This is a genomic window from Thiomonas sp. 13-64-67 (genome assembly GCF_002282795.1).
GTDB lineage: Bacteria > Pseudomonadota > Gammaproteobacteria > Burkholderiales > Burkholderiaceae_C > Thiomonas > Thiomonas arsenitoxydans.
The window spans coordinates 1-2657 of sequence record NZ_NCKP01000116.1 but is presented as its reverse complement, the minus strand read 5'-3'; the positions used below and the strand labels follow the sequence as shown (position 1 = coordinate 2657).

Here is a 2657-nt window from a genome sequence, read left to right as displayed (position 1 = left end):
CCGGGTGTTTGCCTCGGGCGGTGCGCGGCGCATCGTGCTGGCAACCAATGTGGCCGAAACCTCGCTCACCGTGCCTGGCATCCGCTACGTCATCGACGCCGGTCTGGCGCGGGTGAAGCGCTACAGCTACCGCAACAAGGTGGAAATGCTGCAGGTCGAGCCCATCAGCCAAGCCGCGGCGCAGCAACGCGCGGGCCGTTGCGGCCGGGTGGCCAACGGCGTGTGCATCCGGCTGTACGACGAAGCCGAGTTCGCCGAGCGGCCGCGGTTCACCACGCCGGAAATCCAGCGGTCTTCGCTGGCCGCCGTCATTCTGCGCATGAAGGCGCTGGGGCTGGATTCCATCGAACAGTTTCCGTTCATCGAGCCGCCGCCGGGCAAGGCCATTGCCGACGGTTACCAGTTGCTCAACGAGCTGGGCGCGGTGGACGACCGCAATGCGCTCACCCCGCTGGGCCGCGAACTTGCCCGCCTGCCGCTGGACCCCCGCATCGGCCGCATGATTCTCGAAGCCCGCAACCGCGAAGCGCTGACCGAAGTGCTGATCATCGCCGCGGCGCTGTCGGTCCAAGACCCGCGCGAACGCCCCGCCGAGGCACAGCAGGCGGCCGATGAAGCGCATCGCAAGTTCAGCGACGAGCGCTCCGAATTTCTCGGCTGGCTCAAGCTCTGGGCGCATTACCACGCGGCCATTGCCCACAAAAAATCGCAGCGCAAATTGTGGGGCGAACTGCGTGGTCAGTATCTGTCGCCGCTGCGCCTGCGCGAATGGCATGACGTGCACAGCCAGCTTCACACCCTGGTGGCCGAGCAGGGCTGGCGGCTCAACACGACCGAAGCCACTTATGAGCAGATTCATTGCGCTTTGCTCAGCGGCCTGCTCGGCAACGTGGGCTACAAGGGCGATGACGATGCCCAGTACCTGGGTGCGAGAGGCATTCGCTTTGCCATCCATCCGTCGTCACCGCTGGGGCGCAAGGCCGGGCGGTGGATCATGGCGGCGGAGCTGGTGGAAACCACGCGGCTGTACGCCCGCGGCGTGGCGCGCATCGAGCCGCAGTGGCTGGAGCGCGTAGGCGCGCACCTGCTCAAGACCAGCCTGCTCGATCCGCATTGGGAAAAGAAGCCGGCGCAAGTCACCGCCTTCGAGCGCGCGACGCTGTACGGACTGGTGGTTTACAACCAGAGACGGGTGGATTTCGGCCGTTTCGACCCCAAGCAGGCGCGCGAGATCTTTCTGCGCGAGGCCCTGGTGGCGGGCGAGTGGGACTGCCGCTGGCCGTTTTTCCAGCACAACCAGGCGCTGATCGCCGACATCGAACGTCTCGAACACAAGGCGCGGCGGCTCGACGTGCTGGTGGACGAAGAACTGATCTACGCCTTCTACGACCAGCAAGTGCCCGACGAAGTGCACGGCGGCGCCAGTTTCGACCGCTGGTATCGCGATGCGGTGCGGGCCAAGCCGAAGCTGCTGTTCCTGCAGCGCGACGAGTTGATGCGCCACGAAGCGGCCGGCATCACCACCGAGACGTTTCCCAATCGCCTCAAGCTCGGCGCGCTGGAACTGCAGCTCGACTACACCTTCGACCCCGGCGGCGCGCGCGACGGCGTCACGGTGCAGGCGCCGCTGGCCGCGCTCAACCAGATTCCGGCGCAGCGGCTGCAATGGCTGGTGCCGGGGCTGCTCAAGGAAAAGATTCTGGCGCTGCTCAAAAGTCTGCCGCAGCGCCCGCGTTCACGCCTCGTGCCGCTGCCGCAAACCGCCGAGGCGTTCGCCGCGCAGCTCACGACGGCGGGGCGATTCGGCCAGGGCGATCTGCTCGACGCCTTGCGCGATCTGGTGCGCGAGCACACCGGGCTGGCGCTGCAGCGCACCGACTTCAAGCTCGAAACCCTTGGGCCTCATCTGTTTTTCAACGTGCAGGTGATCGACGCCCACGGACGGCGCATCGACGTCGGGCGCGACATCGACAAACTGCGCGCAGATCATGGTCAGGCTTCACGCAGCGCGTTTGCCGAACTGGCCAAGCTGCGCACCGGGCTGTCTCCGCAAAAAGACGCCAAGGCCCCGTCCGAAGCCCCGGCACCTCCCCGCGCGGCGGCCGGCGCGGCGGCCTCAGCGCCGAGCGAGGCGCCCATCAATGTGCCCACCGATGCGCTGCAAGGACTGACCGATTGGACCTTCGACGCCCTGCCCGAACTGCTGGAACTACGCCGGGGCGCGCACACCCTGATCGGCTTTCCCGCCCTAGTGGACAAGGGCGGCGCGGTTGATGTGGAGGTATTCGACACCGCCGAGGAAGCCGCACGGTTGCACCGTAGCGGCCTTCGGCGTCTGTTCGCCCTGCAGCTGCGCGATCAGATCAAGCATGCAGAAAAAAATCTGCCCGGATTCCAGCAGGCGGCGATGCAGTTCATGTCGCTGGGCACGGCTGAACTGTTGCGCGCGCAGATTGTGGATGCGGCGCTCGACCGGGCCTTTCTCGCCGAGCCGCTGCCTGCCGACAAGCCCGCCTTCGCCCAACGCTTGAGTGAGGGCAAGCCCCGCTTTCAACTGTTGGCCGCCGAAATGGCGCGGCTGGCGGCGCAGATTCTGGATGAATACGCGCAAGTGCAGAAAAAACTCGCCGCGTTCAAGAACCAACCCGCGCTGCACG

General features: G+C 66.3%; 1 protein-coding gene. It reads left to right on the top strand.

Features of this window, described 5'->3' with window-relative positions:
- Nucleotides 1–2657: ATP-dependent RNA helicase HrpA (gene hrpA, locus B7X30_RS15310; RefSeq protein WP_286731776.1), on the top strand; the 2657-nt coding region annotated here is incomplete at both ends.